Raw genomic sequence first — 24000 nt, 5'->3', positions numbered from 1 at the left:
GCTTAAGCGACCGTCAGGGCAGAGACCACCAGATCGCAGCTGCGCTGGGCATACGCCGTCAGCACCACGCGGATCTGAGGAAAGTCACGAGCCAGCACGGCAGCGAGCAAGCGTTCGAACAGCTCGAGGAACTCACTCATCGAGGCCTTGCGCTGATCCAGCGCAAGGAAATACGCGCGGCTCATGGCCGGCTGCAGATTCTCGACGGTTTCCTGCAAGTACGGGTTGTTCGCGAACGGATAGGCGGCACGCATCACACTGAAGCTGTCGTCGACGAACGTGCGGATGTCCTGGCGTTCGTAGCTGTCGGTCAGGCGCTGCTGGATCTGCACGAACGGCGCCATGTCGGCCTGGACTTGCCAGCCGCTGGCCACGGCGTTGCCGAGTAGAATGTACAACTCGCTCATCAACGTGCACAGGCTCTGCACCTTGTGCGCCGTGAGTTCGGTCACGTGGGCGCCACGTCGCGGCAAAATCGCGATCAAGTGGCGGCGCTCGAGAATCAGCAAGGCCTCACGGACGGAACCGCGGCTGACATTGAGCGCCAGCGTGACCTTCTGTTCCTGAATGCGCTCCCCCGGCTTCATTTCGCCGCGAATGATACGTTCGGCGAGGTGGTGAGCGATTTGCTCGGCGAGGCTGTCCGGCGCCTTGAACGTCATGGTTGTCCTTCAATCTCTTCGATCTGCACAAGCGGCGCAGTGTAGCGCAATTGATGGGTCATGGCGGAGTGCCCACCCAGCGGTTTTTGGCACGATTCAAGCAAAAGGCAAGCTATCCCGTGAGGGTCAATAATGAAGGAACGAGTCGTTGATCGACAAAACGCCATTTCCTGACCTTTAAGTCAGAAAATCATTGACCGAATAGTCAGACCTGATAAATTCGGCTCATGTCGGTTAACAACAATAATGAGTTTGCGAGGCCTTCCGTGATCCAGTTTTTACTAAACCAGGAACTCCGTAGCGAGCACGCCCTGGACCCGAACCTGACCGTGCTCAATTACCTGCGCGAACATGTGGGCAAACCCGGCACCAAAGAAGGCTGCGCCAGCGGCGACTGTGGCGCCTGCACCGTGGTGGTCGGCGAGTTGCAGACGGACGACGATGGTCGCGAACATATTCGCTATCGCAGCCTCAACTCGTGCCTGACGTTCGTCTCCTCCTTGCACGGCAAGCAACTGATCAGCGTCGAGGACCTCAAGCACCAAGGCGAGCTGCACAGCGTGCAAAAAGCCATGGTTGAGTGCCACGGCTCGCAATGCGGTTTCTGCACGCCGGGCTTCGTGATGTCGCTGTTCGCACTGCAAAAGAATAGCGACGCACCCGATTCTCATAAAGCCCACGAAGCCCTGGCCGGCAACCTCTGCCGCTGCACCGGTTATCGGCCGATCCTGGCTGCTGCCGAGCAATCTTGCTGCGGCAAACAACCCGACCAATTCGATGCTCGCGAAGCGGACACCATCGCTCGCCTGAAAGCCATCGCGCCCACCGACATCGGTGAACTCAACAGTGGCGACAAACGCTGTCTGGTGCCGTTGACCGTGGCCGATCTGGCCGACCTCTACGACGCTTATCCACAGGCCCGCCTGCTGGCCGGCGGCACCGATCTGGCGCTGGAAGTCACCCAGTTCCACCGCACCTTGCCGGTGATGATCTACGTCGGCAACGTCGCTGAAATGAAACGCATCGAACGCTTCGACGATCGTCTGGAAATCGGCGCCGCCACCGCCCTCTCCGACTGCTACGACGCGTTGAAGGCCGAGTACCCGGACTTCGGTGAGTTGCTGCAGCGCTTTGCCTCCTTGCAGATCCGCAACCAGGGCACCCTCGGCGGCAACATCGGCAACGCCTCGCCGATCGGTGACTCGCCACCACTACTGATCGCCCTCGGCGCGCAGATCGTCCTGTGCAAAGGCGAAGCCCGCCGCACCATGGCACTGGAAGATTACTTCATTGATTACCGGGTCACCGCACGTCAGGAAAGCGAGTTCATCGAAAAGATCATCGTGCCGCGCGCCAGCGTTGAACAGCTGTTCCGCGCCTACAAGGTGTCCAAGCGTCTGGACGATGACATTTCCGCCGTTTGTGCCGCGTTCAACCTGCGCATCGACACTGGCGTGATCGCCGACGCCCGCGTTGCTTTCGGCGGCATGGCGGCCATTCCAAAACGCGCCAAAAACTGCGAAGCCGCCCTGCTGGGAGCGCCGTTCAACAACGCCACCCTCGAACGCGCCTGCGCTGCATTGGCCGAAGACTTCACGCCACTCTCGGACTTCCGCGCCAGCAAGGAATACCGTCTGCTCAGCGCGCAGAATCTGCTGCGTAAATACTTCATCGAACTGCAAACACCGCACATCGAGACTCGGGTGACCGCTTATGTCTAATCATCACGCTGTAGAGAAGACCCAAGCCGAACTGGCTGAATTGTTCGCCAAGGACCTGACCACCGGAGTCGGCCGCAGCGTCAAGCACGACAGCGCCGACAAGCATGTGTCCGGTGAAGCGCAGTACATCGACGATCGGCTGGAATTCCCCAATCAGCTGCACGTTTACGCACGACTGTCGGACCGTGCCCACGCGAAAATCATCAGCATCGACACCCAGCCTTGTTACGCCTTCGAAGGCGTGCGCATCGTCATTACCCACGAAGATGTGCCGGGCCTGAAAGACATCGGCCCACTGTTGCCGGGCGACCCGTTGCTCGCCATCGATGACGTGCAATTCGTCGGTCAACCGGTGTTGGCCGTGGCGGCGAAAGACCTGGAAACCGCACGCAAAGCGGCCATGGCCGCGATCATCGAATACGAAGATCTCGAACCGGTTCTGGACGTGGTCGAAGCCCTGCGTAAACGCCATTTCGTGCTCGATAGCCACACGCATCAGCGCGGAGATTCGGCCACTGCGCTTTCTACTGCAGAGCATCGCATTCAAGGCACACTGCACATCGGCGGCCAGGAACACTTTTATCTGGAAACCCAGATCTCTTCGGTGATGCCGACCGAAGACGGCGGCATGATCGTTTACTGCTCGACCCAGAACCCCACTGAAGTACAGAAACTGGTGGCCGAAGTGCTGGACGTGTCGATGAACAAAATCGTCGTCGACATGCGCCGCATGGGCGGTGGTTTCGGCGGCAAGGAAACCCAAGCGGCAAGCCCGGCGTGCCTGTGCGCGGTGATTGCGCACCTGACCGGTCAGCCGACCAAAATGCGCCTTCCGCGGGTCGAAGACATGCTGATGACCGGCAAGCGTCACCCGTTCTACGTCGAGTACGACGTGGGCTTCGACAGCACCGGCCGCCTGCATGGCATTGCGCTGGAACTGGCCGGCAACTGCGGTTGCTCACCGGATTTGTCGGCATCGATTGTCGACCGTGCGATGTTCCATGCCGACAACTCGTACTACTTGGGCGACGCGACCATCAACGGTCACCGCTGCAAGACCAACACCGCGTCGAACACCGCTTACCGGGGTTTCGGCGGCCCACAAGGCATGGTTGCCATCGAAGAAGTGATGGACGCGATTGCCCGCCATCTGGGCCTCGATCCACTGGCCGTACGCAAGGCCAACTACTACGGCAAGACCGAGCGCAACATCACCCATTACTACCAGACCGTCGAGCACAACATGCTCGAGGAAATGACCGCCGAACTGGAAGAAAGCAGCCAGTACGCCGAGCGTCGCGAAGCGATTCGTCGCTACAACGCCAACAGCCCGATCCTGAAAAAAGGCCTGGCGCTGACCCCGGTGAAATTCGGTATTTCCTTCACCGCCAGCTTCCTCAATCAGGCCGGTGCACTGATCCACATCTACACCGACGGCAGCATCCACCTGAACCACGGCGGCACCGAAATGGGCCAAGGTTTGAACACCAAGGTTGCGCAAGTCGTGGCTGAGGTGTTCCAGGTGGAAATGGACCGCGTGCAGATCACCGCGACCAACACCGATAAGGTCCCGAACACTTCGCCAACCGCTGCTTCGAGCGGCGCCGACCTCAATGGTAAAGCGGCGCAAAACGCAGCTGAAATCATCAAGAAGCGCCTGGTGGAATTCGCCGCGCGGCAATACAAGGTCAGCGAAGAAGACGTGGAATTCCACAACGGTCACGTGCGGGTTCGCGATCACATTCTCACCTTCGAATCGCTGATCCAGCAGGCGTATTTCGCTCAGGTGTCGCTGTCGAGCACCGGCTTCTACAAGACCCCGAAAATCTACTACGACCGTAGCCAGGCCCGTGGTCGGCCGTTCTACTACTACGCCTTCGGTGCAGCCTGTGCCGAGGTGATCGTCGACACTTTGACCGGTGAGTACAAGATGCTGCGCACCGACATCCTTCACGACGTCGGCGACTCGCTGAACCCGGCGATCGACATCGGTCAGGTCGAAGGTGGTTTCATCCAGGGCATGGGTTGGCTGACCATGGAAGAGCTGGTGTGGAACGACAAAGGCAAACTGATGACCAACGGCCCGGCCAGCTACAAGATCCCGGCGGTGGCAGACATGCCATTGGACCTGCGGGTGAAGCTGGTTGAAAACCGCAAGAACCCGGAAGACACGGTGTTCCATTCCAAGGCTGTAGGCGAGCCGCCGTTCATGCTTGGTATCGCGGCGTGGTGCGCGATCAAGGACGCCGTGGCCAGTTTGGGCGACTACCAGCATCAACCGAAAATCGACGCACCGGCGACCCCTGAACGGGTGTTGTGGGGCTGTGAGCAGATGCGCCAGTTGAAGGTGGCGAAGGCTGCCGAAGCTGAGCCCGAGTTGGCTTCGCTCTAGACCGAGGCGCGGCCTTCGCGAGCAAGCCCGCTCCCACATTGAAATGCATTCCAAATGTGGGAGCGGGCTTGCTCGCGAAGACGGCCGAACAGACAACAGAGATGTTGAGGTGAAACATGTACAACTGGATCGACGCCCTCGCCGACCTGCAAACTCGGGGTGAACCCTGTGTGTTGGTGACTATCATCGAAGAGCTCGGCTCGACGCCGCGTAATGCCGGCTCGAAAATGGTCATCAGCGCCACACAAACGTTCGACACCATCGGTGGCGGGCATCTGGAATACAAGGCCATGCAGATCGGCCGCGAGATGCTCGCCAGCGGCCGACAGGACACCCATCTGGAGCGCTTCAGCCTCGGCGCCAGCCTGGGCCAGTGCTGCGGTGGCGTGACCGTATTGCTGTTCGAACCGATGGGCCAGGTCCAGGCGCAGATTGCGGTGTTCGGCGCCGGCCACGTCGGTCGGGCGCTGGTACCGCTGCTCGCCAGCCTGCCCTGCCGGGTGCGCTGGATCGATTCACGGGAAGCTGAATTCCCCGAACAGATCCCCCACGGCGTGCGCAAAATCGTCACCGAAGAACCGGTGGATGAAGTCGATGACCTGCCCGCCGGCAGCTACTGCATCGTCATGACCCACAATCACCAACTCGACCTCGAACTCACCGCCGCGATCCTCAAGCGCAACGACTTCGCCTACTTCGGCCTGATTGGTTCGAAGACCAAACGGGTGAAGTTCGAACACCGCCTGCGTGATCGAGGTTTCGACAGCAGCGTGCTGCAACGCATGCGTTGCCCGATGGGCATCGGCGAAGTCAAAGGCAAGTTGCCTGTGGAAATCGCCATCTCCATCGCCGGCGAAATCATTGCCACCTATAACGCGAATTTCGGCCAGCACACCGCCAGCGCCGGATCATCGATCGCCAAACTGCTGCCTGCTTCACGCCGCAGCCAGGCTTTGAACTGAAAGCTTCGAACTGAAAAGCTTCGAACTAATTGAGAACTCACATGCCTCTGACTCGCAAAGCCTACCGCGCCGCCCTCCTGCACAGCATCGCCGATCCCGCCGAAGTGGGTATCGAAGCCTCGTACGAGTATTTCGAAGACGGCCTGCTGGTGGTCGATAACGGCCAGATCAGCGCCATCGGCCACGCCAGCGAATTGCTGCCGACCCTGCCGGCCGACATCGAGATCACCCATTATCAGGACGCACTGATCACCCCAGGCTTCATCGACACCCACATCCACCTGCCGCAAACCGGCATGGTCGGCGCCTATGGCGAACAGCTTCTGGACTGGCTGAACACCTACACCTTCCCTTGCGAAAGCCAGTTCGCCGACAAGGCCCACGCTGACGAAGTCGCGGATATTTTCATCAAGGAACTGCTGCGCAACGGCACCACCACCGCACTGGTGTTCGGCAGCGTACATCCGCAATCGGTGAACTCGTTCTTCGAGGCCGCCGAACAGCTGGACCTGCGGATGATCGCCGGCAAGGTGATGATGGACCGCAACGCGCCGGACTACCTGACCGACACCGCCGAATCGAGCTACGTCGAAAGCAAGGCGCTGATTGAGCGCTGGCACGGCAAGGGTCGCCTGCACTATGCGGTCACCCCACGCTTCGCCCCGACCAGCACCCCGGAACAACTGACCCTCGCCGGCCAGTTGCTCAGCGAATATCCGGATCTGTACATGCAGACCCACATCAGCGAAAACCTCAAGGAAGTCGAGTGGGTCAAGGCGCTGTTCCCGGAGCGCAGGGGCTACCTGGATGTCTACGATCACTACCAATTGCTCGGCGAGCGCTCAGTGTTCGCCCACGGCGTGCACCTGTGCGACGACGAATGTGCGCGACTGGCGCAGACGGGTTCAGCGATTGCGTTCTGCCCGACCTCGAACCTGTTTCTCGGTAGCGGCCTGTTCAATCTGCCGATGGCCGAGAAACACAAACTCAATGTCGGCCTCGGTACCGACGTCGGTGGCGGTACCAGTTTCTCGCTGCTGCAAACCCTGAACGAAGCCTACAAAGTCATGCAACTGCAAGGTGCGCGGCTGAGCCCGTTCAAATCGCTGTACCTGGCCACCCTCGGCGGCGCCCGCGCCCTGCGCCTGGAAGACAAGATCGGTACCTTGCAACCGGGCACCGACGCGGACTTCCTGGTGCTGGACTACAACGCCACGCCACTGCTCAGCTATCGCCTGAAGCAGGCCAATAACATTGCCGAAACGCTGTTTGTATTGATGACGCTGGGGGATGACCGGACGGTGTTGCAGACCTATGCGGCGGGGAATCTAGTGCATCAGCGCTAAGGTCTTCCGGGCATAAAAAATCCCCCGCAATCGTTGGTTGCGGGGGATTTTTTTATGCCTGTCAGACCGCCTTCGCGAGCAAGCCCGCTCCCACATTTAAATCTCCGTTAACACGATATTTGTGTATGCCACAGATCTAATGTGGGAGCGGGCTTGCTCGCGAAGGGCGCACCGCGGTATCAGAGCTTGACCGCTGGCCGCCCAGGCTTCTTGGTCTGCAACAAATGCGAAAACACCGCATGCAAATCATCCGACGCGCTTTCTTCGTCGAGGTTGAGTTTGCTGTCGATGTGGTCCATGTGATGCATCATCAGGTCCACCGCCAGCGTCGCGTCCCGCGCTTCGATCGCGTCGATCAACTGTGTGTGCTCATCGTAGGAACAGTGCGAACGGTTGCCGCTCTCATACTGGGCGATGATCAACGAAGTCTGGGACACCAGGCTGCGCTGGAAGCTGATCAGCGGCGCGTTTTTCGCCGCTTCGGCCAGTTTCAAATGGAACTCGCCGGACAGGCGGATACCGGCCCCACGATCGCCACGGGAAAAGCTGTCGCGCTCGTCGTTGACCATCTGCCGCAGTTCGAGAAGTTGCTCGGCGGTGGCGTGCTGAACCGCCAATTCAGTGATCGCCCGCTCCACCAGACGCCGCGCCATAAATACCTGACGGGCCTCTTCGACAATCGGGCTGGCGACGACAGCGCCGCGATTCGGTCGCAGCAACACCACGCCTTCATGGGCCAGACGCGACAGCGCACGGCGAATGATGGTGCGGCTGACCCCGAAAATTTCCCCCAGCGCTTCTTCGCTCAACTTGGTGCCGGGCGCCAGACGCTGTTCGAGGATGGCCTCGAAGATATGCGCGTAGACAATATCGTCCTGGGTACCGCTGCGGCCGGCTTTGCCTGCTCGCGGTTGTTTCTTGAGGGGTTGCAACTGTTCGTTCATGGGCACTCGAGTCGGGAGAACTGCGGCGAATTGACCGTGACTGTAATACGGCACAGTGGGTCGCTGGCAAGTATCGCGTAAAAAACACCGCGATTGTACACAATGGACGGTGGCAACACGACTGTACGGCTGTTTGTCGCCCTCGCTGTATTGCAACGACCGGTTACTTTTCAGTTTAGGCTTGAACGCAGAATCCGCCGCCTGAACACAATCCCCTGTGGGAGCGGGCTTGCTCGCGAAGAGGGCGTGTCAGTCGACATCAATGTTGTCTGGCACACCGCCTTCGCGAGCAAGCCCGCTCCCACAGGGTTCAGAGTTGCTACGGACATCTTTATCAGAACAAGGAACACCGCCGTCATGACCGACGCCACGCACACGCAGCTTCGCCCCCTGACTGACACATCACCCTCGGCCATCGTCGCCGGGTTCATCGCCATGATGACCGGCTACACCAGTTCACTGGTGCTGATGTTCCAGGCCGGGCAAGCGGCGGGTCTGACCAGCGGGCAGATTTCGTCGTGGATCTGGGCGATCTCTATCGGCATGGCGGTGTGCTCGATCGGCTTGTCCCTGCGCTACCGCACGCCGATCACCATCGCCTGGTCTACCCCCGGCGCGGCGTTGCTGATCACCAGCCTGGGTGGTGTCAGCTATGGCGAGGCCATCGGCGCCTACATCACTTGCGCTGTGCTGGTGACCATTTGCGGCCTGACCGGCAGTTTCGAACGGCTGGTGAAAAAGATTCCGGCCTCATTGGCGGCGGCGTTGCTGGCGGGGATTCTGTTCAAGATCGGCAGCGAGATTTTCGTCGCCGCCCAGCACCGCACTGCGCTGGTGCTGGGAATGTTCTTCACGTATCTGGTGGTCAAACGCCTGTCGCCCCGCTACGCCGTGCTCGCCGCGCTGTTGATCGGCACCGCGCTGTCGGGGTTTATGGGTTTGCTGGATTTCAGTGGCTTCCACCTCGAAGTCGCGATGCCGGTCTGGACCACGCCCCAATTCTCCCTGGCCGCGACCATCAGCATCGGCATTCCACTGTTCGTGGTGGCGATGACCTCGCAAAACATGCCGGGCATCGCCGTATTGCGCGCCGACGGCTACAACGTGCCGGCCTCACCACTGATCACCACCACCGGCATCGCCTCGTTGCTGTTGGCGCCGTTCGGCTCCCATGGGATCAATCTGGCCGCCATCAGCGCGGCTATCTGCACCGGGCCGCATGCCCATGAGGATCGCAACAAGCGCTACACCGCAGCCGTCTGGTGCGGGATTTTCTACGGGATTGCCGGGGTGTTCGGCGCGACGCTGGCAGCGTTGTTCGCCGCATTGCCTAAAGAGCTGGTGCTGTCGATTGCCGCGCTGGCGCTATTCGGCTCGATCATTAATGGGTTGAGCATTGCCATGGCGCAAGTGCAGGAACGGGAAGCAGCGCTGATTACCTTTATGGTGACGGCGTCGGGGTTGACGCTGTTTTCCATCGGTTCGGCGTTTTGGGGGATTGTCGCGGGGGTGTTGACCTTGCTGATCTTGAACTGGCGTAAAAGCTGAAAGATCTTCACAAAAAAAACGGCGACCCTTGGGTCGCCGTTTTTTAGAACATCAAGCTACCGGATTGATCGGCTTTTCCGGGTACCAGACGTCGATCAGCGGGCTGACGGTTGCTTCGGTCAGTTCGCTGCGGCCTTTGAGCCAGGCTTCAACAGCGGCACGCTGCTCTTCGGAAACCGAGCCACGCTTCTGCAGGCACACCAGACCGAAGTCGTCGCCGCCAACATAGCCCAGACCGTTGGCTTCCATGGCTTCTTTCAGGAACGCGTCGAGGAAAGCATCAATGGCTTCATCAGCCAAATCTTCTTTGAAATCCAGGTTCAGTTCGAAACCCAGCTCTTGAAATTCATCGACGCACAATTTTTTGCGCAGACGCTGGGAACGGTTAGTCGCCATTGGAACAATCCTCATAAGTAATAACGGGCCGCACTTTAGCAGTTTAAGGCGCCGATTACCCGTCTCAGAACGGCGCTACGCCTACCGTCGGTAAAAAAATAGCGGATTAGACGACCGGGGTACGGCACAAGCTGTTGCACCTTGGGGCATAATGCCGACACTTTCATGACCGCTGAGGGAATTTATCTCCATGCCCTCGTCTTTTTCCCCCTCGGCTGTAGGGTTTTATTTCAGATGATCAAATCTTTGCGTCCATTGCTGCTGGCCAGCCTTTTTCTGCCCCTGGCCCTTCCCGTTTCCGCCGCTTCGATCAACACCGCCCTGTCGCCCAACGTCGAAAAGGCTCTCAAGGCCAGCAAGCTGCAGGACAGTGCCCTGTCGCTGGTGATGATCCCGCTCAATGGCCCGGGCACCCCAACCATTCATAACGCTGACGTTTCGGTTAACCCGGCCTCGACCATGAAGCTGGTGACCACGTACGCCGCGCTGGAAATGCTCGGCCCGAACCACCAGTGGAAAACCGAGTTCTACACCGACGGCACCCTCAGCGGTGGCATCCTCAACGGCAACCTCTACCTCAAGGGTGGCGGCGATCCAAAGCTGAACATGGAAAAACTCTGGCTGCTGATGCGCGATTTGCGCGCCAACGGCGTGACCCAGATCACCGGCGACCTGGTGCTGGACCGCGGCTTCTTCGTGCAACCGCAACTGCCTGAATTCAACGACGACGGCAATGACGAGAACAAACCGTTCCTGGTCAAACCCGACGCGCTGCTGGTCAACCTCAAGGCCCTGCGCTTCGTGGCCCGCAACGACTCGGGCAAGGTCCTGGTGTCGGTCGAGCCGCCGATTGCCAGCATCCGCATCGACAATCAGGTCAAGGCGCTCAACTCCAAGCAATGCACCGGTGGCGTACGTTACAACCCGGTGCCCCAGGCTGATGGCAGCGTCACCGTGACCGTTGGCGGCCAGTTGGGCGAAGGTTGCAGCTCCCAGACCTACCTGTCGCTACTCGATCATGCGACCTACACCGCCGGCGCCGTGCGAGCGATCTGGAAGGAATTGGGCGGCAGCATCCAGGGCCAGGATCGTCTGGCACCGACGCCGAGCAACGCCAAGGTGCTGGCCCGGGCCTACTCGCCAGACTTGGCGGAAATCATTCGCGACATCAACAAATACAGTAACAACACCATGGCTCAGCAGTTGTTCCTGAGCCTGGGCCAGAAGTTCCGCACCGATGCCGACGGTGACGACGCCAAGGCCGCCCAGCGCGTGGTGCGTCAGTGGCTGGCGAGAAAAGGCATCACTGCGCCGCACTTGGTGATGGAGAACGGCTCCGGCCTGTCCCGTGCCGAGCGAGTGAGTGCCCGTGAAATGGCCGCGATGCTGCAAGCCGCCTGGCGCAGCCCGTATTCCGCCGAGTTCATCAGCTCGATGCCAATCGCCGGCACCGACGGCACCATGCGCAAACGCCTGAAGACCACCGCGATGCGCGGTGAAGCCCACGTCAAGACCGGCACTCTGAACACCGTGCGCGCCATTTCCGGCTACAGCCGCGACATCAATGGCAATACCTGGGCGGTGGTGGCGATCCTCAACGACAAGGCACCGTTTGGCGCCTCCTCGGTGCTGGATCAGGTGCTGCTGGATCTGTATCGCCAGCCGAAACTGCCGGAAACGGCTTCGGTGTTGTAACCCGATCGTCCAGACACTGGAGATCAAATGTGGGAGCGGGCTTGCTCGCGAAGAGGGCGTGTCAGTCGACATTAATGTTGCCTGACACACCGCCTTCGCGAGCAAGCCCGCTCCCACATTGATTTGGGTCAAAGCACAGCATTGCGATCAGTCCACAGGGTTTGCATGCAGCCTGGGTTAACTCATCTGCCCCTCAACCCGATCCCTTCCCGCCTGTTTCGCCGCATACACCCCTGAGTCTGCCCGCAACAGCAGCGCATCCGCGCCTTCTCCGGCCCGCCAGCTGGCAATCCCGAAACTCGCGGTGACAATCCCGACCTCGTCGATCGGCGCACTGCGCAACCCCTGCCACAACTCCACGGCCAGCACATGAGCCTGTTCGCCGTTGATATCCGGACAGAGCACCATAAACTCTTCGCCGCCCAGGCGACAAAATACATCAGTGCACCGCAAGCGACCGCCAATGCGCTCGCACACGGCCTGCAATACCCGATCACCCACGGCATGACCGTGCTGATCGTTGATGCGCTTGAAGTGATCGATGTCGAGCATGATCACCGACAACTCGCCACCGCCGCGCTCGACCCGGGCCATTTCGGTGGTCAGGCGCTCCTGGAAGTAGCGACGGTTATGGATCCCGGTCAGGGAATCGGTCACCGACAGTGCGCGCAACTCCTCTTCCACCCGCTTGAGGTCGGAGATGTCCGAGATGAAACCATGCCATAGCACACCGCCACCGGGCAGTTCTTCAGGCGTCGCTTCACCGCGGACCCAGCGCAGACCACGCTGCGGTAATTGCACGCGGTACTCTTCACGCCAAGGGCTGAGGGTGTCAGCCGAGGCCAGGATCGAAGCGCGGACCCGACGTGCGTCCTGGGGATGAATCCGCGCGAACACCGCTTCGGCGTTGAGCAACAGCACGTCCGGCTCGAGTTCGTAGATATCGCGCATACCGTCGCTGGCGTAGATCACACTGAAGCGCCCATCGAATTCCATCTTGAACTGGTAGATCCCGCCGGGCACATGGGCGCTGAGTTTCTTCAACAACAGGTCCCGTGCCGCCAGGGCTTCGTGGACGCGCTTGCGCTCGGTGATGTCGATACAAATCGCCAGGTGCCCGACCCACAAGCCTTGCTCGTCGAGTACCGGGGTCGCCAGCATGTTCACCGTCAAATGACTGCCGTCGTGACGCACCAGCGTCCACTCCCGGGCTTCGTGACCGCCCTCTTCCCCGCCTTCGACCAGCATTGCCTGACACGTCGGGATCGGCTTGCCATAGCGCGTGCTCAACTCCGCCGAGCGCGCGTCGAGTTCCCGGGGCAGGTGCAGATTTTCCAGGGTCATGTGGCCCACAACCTGCGCACTGAAGTAACCAAGCATCTGCTCTGCCCCAGCGTTGAAGGTGCAGATGATTCCGCGCAGGTCGGTGGCAATGATCGCCACCTGAGTCGCGGCATCCAGCACACCGCGCAACTGGCTATGCGTGCCGCGCAACTCTTGCTCACGGTCGTGAAGTTCCTGGGTCCGCTGCGCCACCATTTTCAGCGCCCGCTGGCGCTGGCTGACCAGCACATAGAGAAACACACTGAGCAGCAGGCTGAGCAAACCGCCGAGCACCACCAGGCTGGTCACCGAGGAATGGTTGGCTTTCAGGAACGCGGCGCTGGGGCGCATATCCACTTGGTAATCATGGTCGGCCAGACGTAGCAATCGCGTGGAGGACAAGTCACTGGCCCCCGCCGTGTTGGTCGACTCGTACAACACTTCGTGTTGATCCTCGGTGGACAAGTCGAGAATACGCACCGAGAGAGAATCATGATTCTCTTCCGGCAGCCCGTCCGCCAACAGCTGGCGCATGCTGATCACCGCCATGACATACCCGGCGGGCGCGGCATTCGGGAGGTTCTGATAGATGACCGGAGCCACTAGCAACACGCCCCGCGAATAGGCCGGCTCGATGCCTACCAGATGCAGCGGCTGCGACACGGCCATACGGCCATTGCGATCAGCCCGTTCCAGAGTCGAACGACGCAGGGGTTGGGTCAGCAGGTCGTAACCCAGCGGCGCGGGCAGCCGGCTTTGGGTTTGGGTGTAGAGCACCGGTACGTACTCGTCGCGCTCTACGGCAGGTTGCAACTGGCCGTCGGCGGTAAGTTCGCGAAAGGTGAAACCGCTCAAGCCTTCTTCTCGCACCACGCGTTCAAGCAGAGGACGTTCGGCGCGGGAAACCCGGGGAGCCCAGGAGTAGGCCTGGGTGCGACGCAAAAGAGGTTTGGCGTAACCGTCGAATTCCTCGCGGGACACCGATCCGGAATTGACGAAGAACCGGCGCAGGCCGTCGAGGCGCTGCTCCTGATCTTCGAAGCGTTCTTCGATGCGGCTGTAACGTTCACTGGCGAGCAGCTGGAAACGTTGCCGCAATTGCTGATGAAATTGATTGAACGTCGCCCAAGCCAGCAATCCCGTGAGAATCCCGCCGACGAGCAACGCCAGCAGCGCGACCAGCCAGGCCGAAACATCTTCGCGGATAAAACCCAGGATCTTGGGGCGCACGGCGTGCAGCGACATAGATACAACTCAAAACGCCAGGTGCCGGAAAAGCCCATTGGCCATGCGTTGAGTTATAGCTATTAGCCACTAATTTGACCAGCACTGAAAGAACCCAAGAGCCTTTAAAAATCAAGGCTCTGTGGATCCAATCAGGCTCAAGTGTCAGCGAGCAGTGATCTTCCAGGCACGGTGGATCTTGCCATTACGGGCAAAATCCGGATCGATGGTCTGGGCGGTGATTTCTTCAACGGCATAACGCTCGGTGAGGTTTTCCTCGAGCTGGAACTTGCGGAAGTTGTTGGAGAAGTACAACACCCCGCCCGGCGCCAGACGCGCCATGGCCAGATCGATCAACTGCACCTGATCACGCTGCACGTCGAATATCCCTTCCATGCGCTTGGAGTTGGAGAAAGTCGGCGGGTCGATGAAGATCAGGTCGTACTCGTCACGGCAGGCATCGAGCCAGGCCATCACATCGCCCTGCTCCAGACGGTTCTTGTCGGAGAAACCGTTCAGCGACAGGTTGCGACGCGCCCAATCCAGGTAGGTTTTCGACAGGTCGACGCTGGTGGTGCTGCGCGCGCCACCCTTGGCCGCATGAACGCTGGCGGTCGCGGTGTAGCAATACAGGTTGAGGAAGCGCTTGCCGGCCGCCTCTTTCTGAATCCGCATGCGCATCGGCCGGTGGTCGAGGAACAGCCCGGTGTCGAGGTAGTCGGTGAGGTTCACCAGCAGCTTCACGCCGCCTTCGTTGACCTCATTGAACTTGCCCTGTGCGCTCTGGCGTTCGTACTGCTTGGTGCCACTCTGACGCTCGCGACGTTTGACCACCACGCGGTTCTTGTCGATGTTCAACGCTTGCGGGATCGCCGCCAGAGCATCGAACATCCGCGCCGAGGCTTTTTCCGGATCGATGGATTTCGGTGCGGCGTATTCCTGAACGTGGACCCAGTCGTGATACAGGTCGATGGCCATGGAATATTCCGGCATGTCGGCATCGTAGACGCGGTAGCAGTCGATGCCTTCACGCTTGACCCACTTGCCCAGCGCCTTGAGGTTTTTTTGCAGACGGTTGGCAAACATCTGCCCGCCTTCACTCAAGCGCGGTTGCTCGATCACCACCGGGGCCGGTTTGATCGGGTTACCGTTCTTGTTGTACTTCTCGTACTTGCCCGGTGCCACATCGTTGTCGGGAACTTCGACTTCAGCTTGCTCGCGCTCGATCTGACGCTGTTCCGGAGTACGACGCTCGCCGGTGACGAACTGGTCCGGCGTGACCTTGATCAGCAGCAATTTGCACGGCAAGGCGCCGTTCCAGAATGAATACTGCTTGTGGCTGCGGATACCCATGCGCTTGCCCAGGTCCGGGGCGCCGGTGAACACCGCCGCTTCCCAGTTCAGGCACGCCTGACGCAGACGTTCGCCGAGGTTCTGGTAGAGATAGAGCAGGCTCGCCTCATCGCCCAGACGCTCGCCGTACGGAGGGTTGCAGATCACCAGGCCTTTCTGGTTCTGGTCCGGGCGCGGCTCGAATGTCGCGACTTCGCCCTGATAGATCTTGATCCACTCGCTCAGGCCGGCACGTTCGACGTTATTGCGGCCCGGTTGAATCAGGCGTGGGTCAGCTTCGTAACCGCGAATCCACAGCGGTGGCTTGGCCAGGCCGGCTGCGGCGCGTTCGGTGGCTTCTTCGTGGAGCTTTTTCCACAGCGCAGGCACGTGACCGAGCCAGGCGGTGAAGCCCCATTGCTCGCGACGCAGGTTCGGCGCCATGTCGGCGGCGATCATCGCTGCTTCGACCAGGAACGTACCGACACCGCACATCGGGTCAGCCAGCGCGCCGCCATCGGCGGCAATCCGTGGCCAGCCGGAACGGATCAGAATCGCCGCCGCGAGGTTTTCCTTCAGCGGCGCCGCGCCCTGCTGCAAACGATAACCGCGCTGGTGCAGGCTGTGACCGGACAGGTCGAGGGACAGAATCGCTTCGCCACGGTCCAGGCGCAGGTGAATGCGCAGGTCCGGGTTGAGCTTGTCGATGGACGGACGGTCGCCCTGCGGGGTGCGCAGTTTATCGACGATCGCATCCTTGACCTTCAAGGCGCCGAAGTGCGTGTTATCAATGCCCGAACCGTGACCGCTGAACTCGACGGCCAGGGTGCCATCGTTGAGCATGTGGTCTTGCCACTCGATATCCAGCACGCCGTGATAGAGGTCTTCGGCGTCCTTCATCGGGAAGCGCTTGAGCACCAGCAGTACCCGGTTCGCCAGACGCGACCACAGGCACAGGCGATAGGCGGTTTCCATGGTGGCCATGCCGCGCACAGCCGAGGTGTGCTCACGTGCGTCCTCAAGGCCAAGCCCGACGGCTTCCTCGATGAGCAGGCCTTCAAGGCCTTTGGGGCAAGTGAGGAAGAGTTCGAAACGATCGGACATGGTAATTCCAGAGCCTTTAGCTAAGTGAATCGGCAACGCATTGCCGATCCGGTTTTCAATCAGGCGTTTTTCTGACAGAACGCCCGCGTGGCACGAAGGTGTGCCGTCCCACCCTGACTGCTCCGGTTAAAAGAGCTTAGATGCCAGGACAGATATAAAAGTTGATGCAACAAAATGTCATAAGTCGACCCTTCGTCGAATAGTCCCCAAGTGAACGGGTGTCATTCTCGTTAAAGGCCTCACCCCTCTCATCCAGCGCAGGGCCGATCATACCGGGGTTTGGCCAATAAACGCGGGACAAATATCGTGTTACTTATGGCCATAGCATCTTTATGGTTACGTTCTTATGACAAAACGATCATTCCCTCGATGTGACGCATTGGTTAGAACTCAACACAGGTTGACGTCGCAACGGCGTCAACACCTTGGCTCGCGACGCCGGCAGCGAGCCGCCAACGGCAGGATTTTTCTGCCTGACCTCGATTGAGGTCGACGCGATAAATACAGTCAACAAGTGAGGGCAACACCCTATGAGAAGACTTAAGCGTGATCCGTTGGAAAGAGCATTTTTGCGCGGATATCAATATGGCGTTGGTGGTAAATCCCGTGAGCTTTGCCCTTTTACTCTACCGTCGGTACGCCAAGCCTGGATCAATGGCTGGCGAGAAGGACGCGGCGACAACTGGGACGGTATGACCGGCACTGCGGGAATCCACAGACTCAACGAACTTCACGCCGTCGGCTAATACAGGGCACACACTCCGACACGACAATCTGATTACGCAACGACTTAACCACGCACGTCCCATCCGGACGGCGGGCTTCGGCCCAGGGGCTCCTTCGAGGAGCCCTTTTTTATGTCTGCCAGAAACTCAATCTCGAACTGCAAACACATTACCTGTGGGAGCGGGCTTGCTCGCGAAAGCGATTTAACATTCAAGAATGATGTTGACTGACCCAACGCTTTCGCGAGCAAGCCCGCTCCCACAGGGTTCAACGCAACGCGGCGATGGCATCCACCGATTCACGAATCAACGCCGGGCCTTTATAGATGAAGCCAGAGTAGAGCTGCACCAAACTCGCACCCGCGGCGATTTTCTCAGCCGCGTGCTTGCCTTCGGTGATCCCGCCCACGGCGATGATTGGCAAGCGACCGGCCAGTTCCGCCGCCAGCACCTTCACCGTGTGAGTGCTCTTGTCGCGAACCGGTGCACCGGACAAACCGCCCGCCTCGTCACCATGTTCCATACCTTCGACACCGACGCGACTCAGGGTGGTGTTGGTGGCGATCACCGCGTCCATCCCGGTTTCGATCAACGCTTGGGCGACTTGAGCGGTTTCTTCATCGGTCATGTCCGGTGCGATCTTGATCGCCAGCGGAACATGCTTGCCGTGACGCAGGGCCAGTTCGGCCCGGCGGGTGGCCAGGTCGGCGAGCAATTGCTTGAGCGAATCGCCGAATTGCAGGCTGCGCAGGCCCGGGGTGTTCGGCGAACTGACGTTGACCGTCACGTAGCTGGCGTGGGCATAGACCTTGTCCAGGCAGATCAGGTAATCGTCGACCGCACGTTCAACCGGCGTATCGAAATTCTTGCCGATGTTGATGCCCAGCACGCCCTTGTACTTGGCCGCCGCCACGCGAGCGAGCAAGTGATCGACGCCGAGGTTGTTGAAACCCATGCGGTTGATGATCGCCTCGGCGTCCGGCAAGCGGAAAATCCGTGGTTTCGGGTTGCCCGGTTGTGGACGCGGCGTGATGGTACCGATTTCGACGAAACCGAAACCCAATTGGGCAAAGCCATCGATCGCTGCGCCGTTCTTGTCCAGACCGGCCGCCAAACCCACAGGGTTCGGGAACTCCAGGCCCATGACCGTTACCGGCAGTTTCGCCGGTGCCTTGCACAGCAAGCCGTTGAGGCCCAAACGCCCGCCCGCGCCGATCAGGTCCAGGGACAGATCGTGGGAGGTTTCCGGGGAAAGTTTGAACAGCAGCTGACGGGCCAGGGTGTACATGGGCAGGCTTGACTCGGTTGGCGATGAGAGGCGGCGATTATAGCCGCGCATCAGGGCTTCACGCGAGGCGCGCAACAAAATCAGCCAGCGATGGCATATGCCTTGCACCGTCACAGGCATCAGCACTTCATGCCAACGGCGGGATGAGTGGAAGGACAATGGCGTCGTCACCCGGCTTTGCCCACGCAAGGGCCTTGGGACGACGCTTTTTTTTTGGAAGGTGCGAAATCGATGAACGAACCATCAGCCGGCCCACTGGCCTGGGTCAATGGCAGCGATGCCCCGGAAAAAACCGCAATCAACCTCGGCTTCATGGCCTTGAGCGACTGCGCCTCAGTGGTGGTCGCGGCCACTCAGGGCTTCGCCCAACCGTACGGTCTGACCCTGAACCTCAAGCGCCAATCGTCCTGGGCCAACCTGCGAGACAAACTGGTCAGCGGCGAACTCGACGCCGCCCACAGCCTGTACGGCCTGATTTACGCCGTGCATCTGGGGATCGGCGGCGTAGCCTCCACCGACATGGCGGTGCTCATGGGCCTGAACCAGAACGGCCAGAGCATCAACCTCTCCCACGGTTTGCAGGCCCTGGACGTGACCAGTCCTGAAGCACTGGACCGACATGTGCACCAAAGTCGCCCAAAACTGACCTTCGCGCAGACATTTCCTACGGGCACCCACGCCATGTGGCTGTATTACTGGCTCGCGAGCCAGGGTATTCATCCATTGCAGGATGTCGACAGCGTGGTGGTGCCGCCGCCGCAAATGGTCGCGCACCTGCAAGCCGGGCGCATCGACGGTTTCTGTGTCGGCGAGCCGTGGGCGGCCAGTGCAGTACAGCAAAATCTCGGGTTTACGATGGCCACCACCCAGACGATCTGGCCCGATCACCCGGAAAAAGTCCTCGGCTGCACCCGCGCCTTTGTCGAGCAATACCCCAACACCGCACGGGCATTGGTGATGGCGATCCTCGAAGCCAGCCGATTCATCGAAGCCAGCCGCGAAAATCGCCGCAGCACCGCGCAACTGTTGAGTGCGCCTGAGTATCTGGATGCACCGCTCGAGTGCATCGAACCGCGCTTGCTCGGTGACTACGCCGACGGTCTGGGTAATCGCTGGCAAGACCCGCACGCCGTGCGTTTCCACGGTGGTGGCGAGGTCAATTTTCCGTATTTGTCCGACGGTATGTGGTTCATGACCCAGTTCCGGCGCTGGGGTTTGTTGCGTGACGACCCGGATTACCTCGGCGTGGCCCGTCAGGTCCAGCAACTAGACTTATACCGTGAGGCCGCCACCGCTGTCGGTGTGCCCGCCCGGTGCCAGGAAATGCGCAGCAGTCAACTGATCGACGGCAAAGTCTGGGACGGCTCGGACCCGGCCGGCTATGCCCGCAGCTTCACGCTGCACGCCATGAGCGACAGCGCTCCCCTTCTCGCCAGCCGCTGACAGGAGCCTACGAATATGTTGCGTATCCTGCTGATCAATGACACTGCGAAAAAAGTCGGGCGTCTGAAGGCGGCCCTGACCGAAGCCGGGTTCGAGGTCATCGACGAGTCCGGCTTGACCATTGACCTGCCCGCGCGCGTCGAAACGGTGCGCCCGGACGTGATCCTGATCGATACCGAGTCACCGACGAGCACGATCCCGACGTGATGCGCCGCGCGATCAAGTCCGGCGTCAGTGCCTACATCGTCGAAGGCATCCACGCACAACGCTTGCAGCCGATTCTCGACGTGGCCATGGCGCGCTTTGAAAGCGACCAGGCTCTGCGCGCGCAACTGCACGCCCGCGACCAGCAACTGGCCGAGCGCAAGCGCATCGAGCTGGCCAAGGGGCTGCTGATGAAGATGAAGGACTGCAACGAAGAAGAGGCCTACACCCTGATGCGCCGCCAGGCCATGAGCCGCCAGCAGAAGCTGATACAGGTGGCGGAGCAGATCATTGCCATGAGTGAACTGCTTGGCTGAAGTCCTGCGGTGAATGATCTATCGCCTTCGCGAGCAAGCCCGCTCCCACACTTGATTTGTGTCGAACTTCAATGTCGTGAACGACACAACTCCCCTGTGGGAGCGGGCTTGCTCGCGAATAGCCGCGACTCGATCTCCCTTGTTGGCACAGATCTCGCTAGGTAATCACTGCAAGGTAACCAACGGCGGTTGCCCCACCTACGACAAAGACGTCGCTTACCTCATTCGCCCCCTTGGCGGATCGGGTAGCGGCGTTTTTCCGTTTTGGCCCCAGAGACCGGGGCTGGTGGTGCGGCCGTTGCGGCGCCCCACCTGCAAGCTCATGACTCCTTCTTGATACGCCTGACAGCTGAGGTGCGCGATGAATTCAAGCTTCTGGAAATCCGGCCATACCCCGACCCTGTTCGCAGCCTTCCTCTATTTCGATCTGAGCTTCATGGTCTGGTACCTGCTCGGCCCAATGGCAGTGCAGATCGCCGCTGACCTGCACCTGACCACCCAACAACGCGGGCTAATGGTGGCCACGCCGATTCTGGCCGGGGCCGTGTTGCGCTTTGCGATGGGCCTGCTGGCTGATCGCCTGTCGCCTAAGACCGCCGGGATAATCGGCCAGGTGATCGTCATCTGCGCCCTGTTAGTCGCCTGGAAACTCGGCATTCACAGTTACGAGCAGGCGCTGTTGCTGGGCCTGTTCCTCGGCATGGCCGGTGCATCCTTCGCCGTAGCCCTGCCGTTGGCCTCGCAATGGTATCCGCCCCAGCACCAAGGCAAAGCCATGGGCATCGCCGGTGCCGGTAACTCGGGCACCGTGCTCGCTGCGCTGATCGCCCCAGTGCTGGCTGCCGCATTTGGCTGGAGCAATGTGTTCGGCTTCGCCCTGATCCCGCTGATCCTGACCCTGATCGTCTTCTACTGGCTGGCCAAGAATGCGCCTGAGCGCCCGAAAGCCAAGTCCATGTCCGACTACTTGAAGGCCTTGGGCGACCGCGACAGCTGGTGGTTCATGTTTTTCTACAGCGTGACCTTCGGCGGCTTCATCGGCCTGGCCAGCGCCCTGCCCGGCTACTTCAACGACCAATACGGCCTGAGCCCGGTAACCGCCGGCTACTACACTGCTGCTTGTGTGTTCGGTGGCAGCCTGATGCGTCCGTTGGGCGGCGCACTGGCGGACCGCTTCGGCGGGATTCGTACTTTGCTGGCGATGTACACCGTGGCAGCGATTTGCATTGCGACAGTGGGTTTCAATCTGCCGAGTTCTTACGCCGCATTGGCGCTTTTCGTCTGCACCATGCTCGGTTTGGGTGCAGGTAACGGTGCAGTATTCCAGTTGGTCCCGCAGCGTTTTCGCCGGGAGATCGGTGTGATGACCGGGCTGATCGGTATGGCCGGCGGCATTGGTGGCTTCGCACTGGCGGCCGGTATGGGCGCGATCAAGCAAAGCACCGGCAGCTATCAGCTGGCCTTGTGGTTGTTCGCCAGCCTTGGCGTACTTGCCTGGTTCGGTCTGCACGGTGTGAAACGCCGCTGGAGAACCACTTGGGGTTCGGCAGCCGTCACCGCTGCACGGGTGTGAGGACTGAATGAGCCTGCAACTGAGTTTTGCCGAACACAGCGCCATCGGCCCCCGCGAGGAGAACCAGGACGCTCTGCGCCTGGTCACTCCGGCCCCGGCGCTGGCGGCAAGCAAGGGTTACCTGTTCGCCATCGCCGACGGCGTCAGCCAATGTGCCGATGGCGGACTCGCAGCCCGCTCAACGTTGCAGGCCTTGGCGCTGGACTACTACGCCACCCCGGAAACCTGGGGTGTCGCCCAGGCATTGGACCGTCTGCTACTGGCGCAAAATCGCTGGTTGCAGGCTAACGGCGGCGGGCAACCGCTGCTGACCACGGTCAGTGCCTTGGTGATGCGCGGCCGGCGTTTTACCTTGGCGCATGTCGGCGATTGCCGGGTTTATCGCTGGCACGCCGACACGCTGCAACGGGTGAGCGAGGATCACGTCTGGGACCAGCCGGGCATGCAGCATGTGCTCAAACGGGCCCTTGGGCTGGATCAACACCTGGTGCTGGACTTTCTCGATGGCGAACTGCGCCTGAATGAGAGTTTCGTGCTGCTCAGCGACGGCATCTGGGCCGTGCTGGGCGACACCGCCATTGCGGGCATTTTGCGCGATCAGCCTGACCTGAACAGTGCCGCGCAGACCCTGGTCAGCGCGGCGCACCTGGCTGGCAGTCAGGACAATGCCAGCGCCCTGCTGGTGCGGGTCGATGCCCTCGGTGAAACCAGCATTGGCGATGCACTGATTCATCTGCAGCAATGGCCACTCCCGCCCGCACTGAAGCCGGGTCAGACTTTCGAAGGCTGGCAGGTCGAAGGGATCCTCGGCCAGAGCCAGCAATCGCTGCTCTACCGGGTGCGCGACGCACAACAACAGCCCTGGCTGCTGAAAACGTTGCCCAGTGCGCTCCGTGACGATCATCAGGCCGGGCAGGCGTTGTTGTCGGAGGAATGGTTTCTCAAGCGTGTGGCCGGGCGGCATTTTCCTGAAGTCCATGCCGCCAGTCAGCGTCAGCATTTGTACTACGTGATGCGGGAATATTCCGGCTCGACCCTGGCTGAGCTGCATGAGCGTGTCGCAACGCTGCCATTGGCTCAATGGCTGGACCTGGCCGAACGCCTGCTGCGGGCAATCGGCATATTGCATCGACGGCAGATTCTGCATCGCGATATCAAACCGGAGAACCTGCTGCTGGGGGACGACGGCGAGTTGCGCCTGCTGGATTTCGGACTCGCCTACTGCCCCGGGCTGTCCGAAGATCAAGCCTGCGCCCTGCCCGGAACGCCCAGCTATATCGCACCGGAAGCTTTTCGAGGTGACGCTCCTACACCGCAACAGGATTTGTATGCGGTCGGCGTAACCTTGTATTACCTGCTGACCGGGCATTATCCCTACGGCGAAATCGAAGCGTTCCAGCGCCCTCGGTTTGGTGTGCCTGTCAGCGCCAGTCGCTACCGGCCCGACCTGCCGGAATGGATCGCGCAAAGTCTGGAGCGCGCGGTGGCGGTGGCTCCGGATCAGCGTTTTGAAACGGCGGAAGAATGGTTGTTGCTACTGGAACAGGGAGAACGTCGCAGTTTGAGCGTGCGCCCCAGACCGTTGCTGGAGCGAGAACCGCTGAAGGTCTGGCGGACGTTGGCGCTGGTGTCGTTGCTGGTAAATCTGGTGCTGCTGTTTTTGCTGTTTCACGGTTGAGTTTTGCACTGAACCCAAAAGATCAAAAGATCGCAGCCTGCGGCAACCCTACGGGTGCCCACGATCTCCTGCAGGAATGACCGCAGGCTGCGATCTTTTGACTTTTCTGCTTCAAAAACGGGC

General features: G+C 60.3%; 16 protein-coding genes and 1 pseudogene. 11 read left to right on the top strand and 6 right to left on the bottom strand.

Features of this window, described 5'->3' with window-relative positions; all coding sequences use genetic code 11:
• Positions 1–2: 2 nt before the first annotated feature.
• Positions 3–662 carry a GntR family transcriptional regulator gene (locus KVG95_RS24575; RefSeq protein ID WP_123720845.1) on the bottom strand — a complete coding sequence of 220 codons (660 nt, stop codon included), beginning with the start codon at positions 660–662 and terminating at the stop codon, positions 3–5.
• Positions 663–928: 266 nt separating this feature from the next.
• On the opposite strand from KVG95_RS24575, the gene xdhA reads away from it, so the two are divergent.
• From xdhA to guaD, 4 genes are all read left to right on the top strand, one after another.
• Positions 929–2383: a xanthine dehydrogenase small subunit gene (gene xdhA / locus KVG95_RS24570; protein WP_217858242.1), complete on the top strand. Its 1455-nt coding sequence runs from the start codon at positions 929–931 to the stop codon at positions 2381–2383.
• On the top strand, positions 2376–4775 hold the full coding sequence (gene xdhB, locus KVG95_RS24565) for a xanthine dehydrogenase molybdopterin binding subunit (protein WP_217858241.1): 2400 nt from the start codon (positions 2376–2378) through the stop codon (positions 4773–4775). Before xdhA ends, xdhB begins: the two co-directional genes overlap by 8 nt.
• 116 nt (positions 4776–4891) lie before the next feature.
• Positions 4892–5737, top strand: coding sequence for a xanthine dehydrogenase accessory protein XdhC (gene xdhC, locus KVG95_RS24560; protein ID WP_123360034.1), 846 nt, complete (start codon positions 4892–4894; stop codon positions 5735–5737).
• 41 nt (positions 5738–5778) lie between these two features.
• Positions 5779–7083, top strand: coding sequence for a guanine deaminase (gene guaD / locus KVG95_RS24555; protein WP_123720842.1), 1305 nt, complete (start codon positions 5779–5781; stop codon positions 7081–7083).
• Positions 7084–7262: 179 nt separating this feature from the next.
• Here the strand turns inward: guaD and KVG95_RS24550 are convergent, their stop codons facing one another.
• Positions 7263–8027, bottom strand: a complete 765-nt coding sequence (locus KVG95_RS24550) for a GntR family transcriptional regulator (RefSeq protein ID WP_217858240.1) — start codon at positions 8025–8027, stop codon at positions 7263–7265.
• A gap of 357 nt (positions 8028–8384) precedes the next feature.
• On the opposite strand from KVG95_RS24550, the gene KVG95_RS24545 reads away from it, so the two are divergent.
• Positions 8385–9575 (top strand): benzoate/H(+) symporter BenE family transporter, encoded by a 1191-nt coding sequence (locus tag KVG95_RS24545; RefSeq protein ID WP_217858239.1) that lies wholly within the window; start codon positions 8385–8387, stop codon positions 9573–9575.
• Between the two features lie 51 nt (positions 9576–9626).
• Here the strand turns inward: KVG95_RS24545 and KVG95_RS24540 are convergent, their stop codons facing one another.
• Positions 9627–9971, bottom strand: a complete 345-nt coding sequence (locus KVG95_RS24540) for a YggL family protein (RefSeq protein ID WP_007896965.1) — start codon at positions 9969–9971, stop codon at positions 9627–9629.
• A 234-nt stretch (positions 9972–10205) separates the two neighbouring features.
• Between KVG95_RS24540 and dacB the strand changes: the two genes are divergently transcribed.
• A complete protein-coding gene (gene dacB, locus KVG95_RS24535) occupies positions 10206–11666 on the top strand; it encodes a D-alanyl-D-alanine carboxypeptidase/D-alanyl-D-alanine endopeptidase (RefSeq protein WP_217858238.1) in 1461 nt (486 codons plus the stop codon).
• Between the two features lie 177 nt (positions 11667–11843).
• Here dacB and KVG95_RS24530 read toward each other — a convergent pair whose 3' ends face one another.
• Both KVG95_RS24530 and rlmKL read right to left on the bottom strand, forming a co-directional pair.
• The gene (locus KVG95_RS24530) at positions 11844–14234 is read right to left on the bottom strand and encodes a sensor domain-containing diguanylate cyclase (RefSeq protein WP_217858237.1); all 2391 of its coding nucleotides are present in this window, start codon (positions 14232–14234) and stop codon (positions 11844–11846) included.
• A 144-nt stretch (positions 14235–14378) separates the two neighbouring features.
• Positions 14379–16649 (bottom strand): bifunctional 23S rRNA (guanine(2069)-N(7))-methyltransferase RlmK/23S rRNA (guanine(2445)-N(2))-methyltransferase RlmL, encoded by a 2271-nt coding sequence (gene rlmKL, locus KVG95_RS24525; protein WP_217858236.1) that lies wholly within the window; start codon positions 16647–16649, stop codon positions 14379–14381.
• 530 nt (positions 16650–17179) lie between these two features.
• Between rlmKL and rmf the strand changes: the two genes are divergently transcribed.
• Positions 17180–17395 (top strand): ribosome modulation factor, encoded by a 216-nt coding sequence (gene rmf, locus KVG95_RS24520; protein ID WP_003223300.1) that lies wholly within the window; start codon positions 17180–17182, stop codon positions 17393–17395.
• Between the two features lie 247 nt (positions 17396–17642).
• On the opposite strand, the gene KVG95_RS24515 is transcribed toward rmf, so the two are convergent.
• A complete protein-coding gene (locus tag KVG95_RS24515; RefSeq protein ID WP_038980250.1) occupies positions 17643–18662 on the bottom strand; it encodes a quinone-dependent dihydroorotate dehydrogenase in 1020 nt (339 codons plus the stop codon).
• 231 nt (positions 18663–18893) lie between these two features.
• On the opposite strand from KVG95_RS24515, the gene KVG95_RS24510 reads away from it, so the two are divergent.
• The 4 genes and pseudogenes from KVG95_RS24510 (at position 18894) to KVG95_RS24495 (ending at position 23877) form a co-directional block, all read left to right on the top strand.
• The gene (locus KVG95_RS24510; protein WP_217858235.1) at positions 18894–20105 is read left to right on the top strand and encodes a CmpA/NrtA family ABC transporter substrate-binding protein; all 1212 of its coding nucleotides are present in this window, start codon (positions 18894–18896) and stop codon (positions 20103–20105) included.
• Between the two features lie 15 nt (positions 20106–20120).
• Positions 20121–20626 (top strand): annotated as a pseudogene (locus KVG95_RS24505) (ANTAR domain-containing response regulator).
• 361 nt (positions 20627–20987) lie between these two features.
• On the top strand, positions 20988–22199 hold the full coding sequence (locus tag KVG95_RS24500) for a nitrate/nitrite transporter (protein WP_217858234.1): 1212 nt from the start codon (positions 20988–20990) through the stop codon (positions 22197–22199).
• A 7-nt stretch (positions 22200–22206) separates the two neighbouring features.
• Complete coding sequence (locus KVG95_RS24495; protein WP_217858233.1) at positions 22207–23877, top strand: bifunctional protein-serine/threonine kinase/phosphatase; 1671 nt, start codon at positions 22207–22209, stop codon at positions 23875–23877.
• Positions 23878–24000 lie beyond the last annotated feature (123 nt).

This window comes from Pseudomonas farris (assembly GCF_019145235.1).
GTDB lineage: Bacteria > Pseudomonadota > Gammaproteobacteria > Pseudomonadales > Pseudomonadaceae > Aquipseudomonas > Aquipseudomonas farris.
Note: the sequence above shows the minus strand (reverse complement) of the source record. Positions and strands in the feature narration are given on the sequence as shown.